Raw genomic sequence first — 4,899 nt, 5'->3', positions numbered from 1 at the left:
AGGCGGAGTATCGCCCTCGTACTGGACGTACTTGGGTGATGCGACAACGCAGCGAGGTGCCGTGCAGGGCGTCGCGAGCCGGTGAACCTTTCCGGCCACAGCACTAGGTCCTGTCCGGTCGATCTTGCCGGGCTCGCGTGCGCCGGCACGCACGCTCACTGATCCGGCCTGATCCAGAAGACAGACGCCGGCCCCTCCGGGGTCCGGTCGCCGGGTGCGGCTTCGGAGTGCCGGCCCCAAGGGACCTCCCGGAAGGGCTGGGGGCGCAGCCCCCTACTCCTCCACCAGCAGCTTCTCGCGGAGCTGTGCGAGTGTGCGGGCCAGCAGGCGGGAGACGTGCATCTGGGAGATGCCCACCTCCTGGGCGATCTGCGACTGCGTCATGTTGCCGAAGAAGCGAAGCAGCAGAATCCGCTTCTCCCGCGGCGGCAGATCCTCCAGCAGCGGCTTCAGCGACTCGCGGTACTCGACGCCCTCCAGGGCCTCGTCCTCCGCGCCCAGCGTGTCCGCGACCGCCGGGGACTCGTCGTCGGTGTCGGGCACGTCCAGCGACAGCGTCGAGTACGCGTTCGCCGACTCCAGGCCCTCCAGGACCTCCTCCTCGGAGATCCCGAGGCGCTCGGCCAGCTCATGGACCGTCGGCGAGCGGCCGTGCTGCTGGGAGAGCTCGGCGGTCGCCGTCGTCAGCGCGAGCCGCAGCTCCTGGAGACGGCGCGGCACCCGGACCGCCCAGCCCTTGTCGCGGAAGTGGCGCTTGATCTCGCCGACGACCGTGGGAGTCGCGTACGTCGAGAACTCGACGCCCCGCTCCGGATCGAACCGGTCCACCGACTTGATCAGGCCGATCGTGGCGACCTGGGTCAGATCGTCGAGCGGCTCGCCGCGGTTGCGGAAGCGGCGGGCCAGGTGCTCGACCAGGGGCAGGTGCATCCGCACCAGCTGATTCCGGAGCTCGGCACGCTCGGGGGAGCCTTCAGGAAGTTTGCGCAACGCGATGAACATCGACCGCGCCTCGCTCCGGTCGTTCGGATCGTGGTGCTCGTGTTCCTTGGAGTCGTGCTCGTGCTCGCTCATATGGGCCGCCCGCTCTGCCTGCGCCTGCTCCACCGTGGCCGAAAGGCCGTCGCGCTCGTCCACCGGGTGCGGCCTGGCCTGCTGCTCCGGGATGCCCGCCGGCACACGCGCCGGCTCCGCCGGAGCCGCACGCCCGCCGTTCGGCACTCCGGGAATGCGCTCCTCGTCACGCACCGGACCGTCCCCGTCCCTCACGCCGGCCCGGGTCCCGCGCCGCGCTGTTTGTACAGGCTGATGGAGACCGTACGGTCGTCCGCGACGGAGGAGTCGACCTTGCCGGCCAGTGCCGAGAGCACCGTCCAGGCGAAGGTGTCGCGCTCCGGGGCGCGGCCGTCGGTCGTCGGAGCCGAGACCGTGACCTCCAGGGAATCGTCGACGAGCCGGAAGACGCAGCTGAGGACGGATCCCGGGACGGCCTGCTGCAGCAGGATCGCGCAGGCCTCGTCGACAGCGATGCGCAGGTCCTCGATCTCGTCGAGGGTGAAGTCCAAGCGCGCCGCGAGGCCGGCCGTGGCCGTACGCAGCACGGACAGGTAGGCACCCGCAGCGGGCAGCCGGACTTCCACGAAGTCCTGAGTCCCGGGCTCGCCTGCGATCTGGGACACCCTCACCTCCAAGGTGGCACAAGGTCGATCGAGGCCCCGGGAGGACGCTCCCGGAGCCGAGGGCCGCGCGTCGGTGCGCAGCCAAGTACCTGGACTGGCGACGCTACCGTGATCCATGGTGCCGTGTCGCCGGGACCCCTACCCGACGCTGTCACTCATGGTAAGCCTATGAGTACGGACAGTGGCTAGAGGTCTGCGGGTCTCAATTGCGAAGAGCCGGCGGATGGTTGACGTACCCACACGTCAGACGATCGAACCGTCCACGAAGCACCAGCGCCAGCTCTCTCCGGGCTCCAGGGTACGCATGACAGGATGTTCCGCCCCCTCGGAGTGCCGGAACGCGTGCCGGCTCACCGACGAGTCGCAGCACCCCACATGCCCGCAGGTCAGGCAGAGGCGCAGTTGCACCGGATGCGTTCCGTCCGCCAGGCACTCGAGACATGTGTGGCTCAGCTGTGCGGGCTCGGGGCGCGGCAGGTCGAGAACATGTGGGCACTCGCTCATGATTGCCAGATTACGACGCGGGCGACGGACGTGAGGTCGGGGAAATGGACGCATTGCCTCTGGTGGCGCTGATCGCGGCGAGCGCCGTGATCGCGGGGGCGGCCCGGAGGACACCGGTGCCGGCCCCGCTGCTGCTCGTCGCGATCGGGCTGATCGCCTCGTACGTCCCCGGGGTCCCGGACTACACCCTCGACCCGCACATCGTGCTGCCGCTGATCCTCCCCCCGCTGCTGCACTCGGCCGCCGTGGAGAGCTCGTACCTCGATCTGCGGGCCAACATCAGGCCGATCGCCCTCCTGTCGGTCGGCTATGTGCTCTTCGCGACGGTCGTCGTCGGCTGGTTCGCCTATCTGCTGGTGCCCGGCCTTCCGCTGACCGCGGCACTCGTCCTCGGGGCGGTCGTGGCCCCGCCCGATGCCGTGGCCGCCACCGCGATCGCCCGCCGCCTCGGTCTGCCGAACCGCATCACCACGATCCTCCAGGGCGAGTCCCTGGTGAACGACGCCACCGCGATCACCGCGTACAGGGTGGCCGTGGCCGCGGCGCTCGGCGAGGGCCTGAGCTGGGCCGGAAGTATCGGTGAGTTCCTGCTCGCGGCGGTCGGCGGCATCGGCGTCGGGCTGGTCCTGATGGTGCCGATCCACTGGCTGCGCACGCACCTGAAGGAAGCCCTGCTCCAGAACACCCTCTCCCTGCTCATCCCCTTCATCGCCTACGCCGCCGCCGAGCAGGTCGGGGCCTCCGGCGTGCTGGCCGTCGTGGTCGTCGCCCTCTTCCTCGGGCACCGGGCCTGGCAGGTCGACTTCGCCACCCGGCTTCAGGAGGCGGCCGTCTGGAAGATGGTCGCCTTCCTCCTGGAGTCGTCGGTCTTCGCGCTGATCGGGCTGCAGCTCCCGTTCGTCGTCCAGGGGCTCGGCGCGTACGGGATCTGGGAGGCCGCCGGGTACGCCGTCGGCGTCTTCGTCGCCGTCGTCGTGGTGCGGTACATCTGGGTCTTCCCAGCCACCTTCCTGCCGCGGGCGCTGTCGAGCCGGATCAGGGAACGGGAGCCGGGCGTGACCTGGAAGGCACCCATGATCGTCGGCTGGGCCGGAATGCGCGGAGTGGTCTCCCTGGCGATCGCCTTCTCCATCCCCCTCACCGTGCCCGGCGGGGAGCCCTTCCCCGACCGTAACCTCGTCCTCTTCCTCACCTTCACCACGGTGATCGGGACACTGGTGGTGCAGGGGCTGACCCTGCCGCTGCTGATCCGTGCCCTGAAGCTGCCGCAGCGCGATCCCCAGGCCCTCACTCTGGAGGAGGCACAGGCTCAGAGCGAGGCGTCCCGGGCGGCCGAGGAGCGCCTGGAGGAGCTGCTCGCCGACGAGCGCAACGCCTTGCCGGGACCGCTCGCCGACCGGCTGCGCACGGTTCTCGAACGCCGCAGGAACTCGCCCTGGGAGCGGCTGGGGGCGGGAAACCCCATCACTGGAGAGTCCGTCGACCAGACCTACCGGCGGCTCGCCCGCGAAGTGATCCAGTCGGAGCGGGAGGTCTTCGTGCGGCTGCGCGACGAGCGGCGCATCGACGACGAGATGATGCGTACGCTGCTGCGCGGGCTCGACCTGGAGGAGGCGGCGGCCTACCGGGAGGGCGAGGACTGAGGGCTGCTTACGGGACTTCCCGGGCTCGCCGGGCTTCCTGGGCCGGCGGGACGTTCCGGGCTTGCCGGGCCGGCGGGACTTCCGGGGCCCGCTGGACTCTCCGGGCCGGCCGGGCTTCCCAGAGTTCCGGGGCTTCCCGTGATCACGGCCGCGACGACCGTTCCGGGTGTGAAGGCGCCCTCCTCGGTGAGGGCGACAAGTCCGTACAGCATTTTGGCGACATAGAGACGTTCGACGGGCAGCCCGTGCCGCGCCTCGAAATCGTCGGCGAACGCGTCGAGCCCGGGGCCGGTACGGGCGTAGCCACCGAAGTGGAAACGCTCGTCGAGCCACCAGTCGCCCGCCGGTCCGCCGAAGGCGTCCTGCTGAAGGGCGCGTATCTCCTCGCCCAGGAAGCCGCCTTTCAGTACGGGCACGCCGAGCGCCTTCTGTCCCGGTGCGAGCCCGGCCGCGAGCCCGGCGAGCGTCCCACCGGTCCCGCACGCCACGGCCACCACATCGGCCACGCCGCGCAGCTCGCGTCCGAGCTCCGTACAGCCGCGGGCGGCAAGCGCGTTGCTGCCGCCCTCCGGGACGACGTAACACTCTCCGTGCTCTCCGTGCTCTCCGTGCTCTCCGTGCTCCCCGAAGCGGTCGAGCAGGGCCGCCAGTACCTCCGGGTCGGCCTTGCGGCGGTACGTCGCGCGGTCCACGAAGTGCAGCCGCATCCCGTCGGCGGCGCATGCGGCAAGTGACGGGTTGAGGGGCCGCCCGGCGAGTTCGTCACCCCGTACGACACCGATGGTGCGGAAGCCCAGCAGCCGGCCGGCGGCGGCCGTGGCACGCAGATGGTTGGAATAGGCGCCACCGAAGGTCAGGACCGTACTCCCGGCGGCGGCGAGCAGATTCGGCGCCAGCTTGCGCCACTTGTTGCCCGGCAGATCCGGGTGGATCAGATCATCCCGCTTGAGCAGCAGCCGGACGCCGTGCCGTGCGAAGCGCTCGTCCTCGACCGCCTCCAGGGGGGAGGGGAGCCGAGGCCGCAGGGTGGCGAGGTCGAACGCGTTCATCCCACCATCTTCGCCGCCTCTCGC

Annotated in this window: 5 protein-coding genes; 1 reads left to right on the top strand and 4 read right to left on the bottom strand. The window is 70.5% G+C overall.

The window, feature by feature from the left end; all coding sequences use genetic code 11:
• Window positions 1-273: 273 nt before the first annotated feature.
• The 3 genes from ACWGI8_RS39565 to ACWGI8_RS39555 all read right to left on the bottom strand — a co-directional run bounded on the left by ACWGI8_RS39565 (window position 274) and on the right by ACWGI8_RS39555 (window position 2,183).
• Window positions 274-1,377, bottom strand: coding sequence for an RNA polymerase sigma factor SigF (locus tag ACWGI8_RS39565; RefSeq protein WP_453668283.1), 1,104 nt, complete (start codon window positions 1,375-1,377; stop codon window positions 274-276).
• Complete coding sequence (locus tag ACWGI8_RS39560; protein ID WP_018845530.1) at window positions 1,266-1,679, bottom strand: ATP-binding protein; 414 nt, start codon at window positions 1,677-1,679, stop codon at window positions 1,266-1,268. Before ACWGI8_RS39560 ends, ACWGI8_RS39565 begins: the two co-directional genes overlap by 112 nt.
• A 243-nt stretch (window positions 1,680-1,922) precedes the next feature.
• Window positions 1,923-2,183, bottom strand: coding sequence for a UBP-type zinc finger domain-containing protein (locus ACWGI8_RS39555; RefSeq protein ID WP_453668282.1), 261 nt, complete (start codon window positions 2,181-2,183; stop codon window positions 1,923-1,925).
• A gap of 44 nt (window positions 2,184-2,227) precedes the next feature.
• Here ACWGI8_RS39555 and ACWGI8_RS39550 point away from each other — a divergent pair, with 44 nt between their 5' ends.
• The gene (locus ACWGI8_RS39550) at window positions 2,228-3,826 is read left to right on the top strand and encodes a Na+/H+ antiporter (protein WP_453668281.1); all 1,599 of its coding nucleotides are present in this window, start codon (window positions 2,228-2,230) and stop codon (window positions 3,824-3,826) included.
• Here the strand turns inward: ACWGI8_RS39550 and ACWGI8_RS39545 are convergent.
• Complete coding sequence (locus ACWGI8_RS39545; protein WP_453668280.1) at window positions 3,805-4,875, bottom strand: pyridoxal-phosphate dependent enzyme; 1,071 nt, start codon at window positions 4,873-4,875, stop codon at window positions 3,805-3,807. The two genes, ACWGI8_RS39550 and ACWGI8_RS39545, sit on opposite strands and share 22 nt — an antisense overlap.
• Window positions 4,876-4,899 lie beyond the last annotated feature (24 nt).

The organism is Streptomyces sp. NPDC054841 (assembly GCF_053611045.1).
This window is presented reverse-complemented; position numbering and strand designations above follow the sequence as displayed.

Excerpts from the sequence above, each read along its gene's own strand:
- ACWGI8_RS39545 (WP_453668280.1), bottom strand. The coding sequence starts at position 4,875 with ATGAACGCGTTCGACCTCGCCACCCTGCGGCCTCGGCTCCCCTCCCCC.
- ACWGI8_RS39550 (WP_453668281.1), top strand. The coding sequence starts at position 2,228 with ATGGACGCATTGCCTCTGGTGGCGCTGATCGCGGCGAGCGCCGTGATC.
- ACWGI8_RS39555 (WP_453668282.1), bottom strand. The coding sequence starts at position 2,183 with ATGAGCGAGTGCCCACATGTTCTCGACCTGCCGCGCCCCGAGCCCGCA.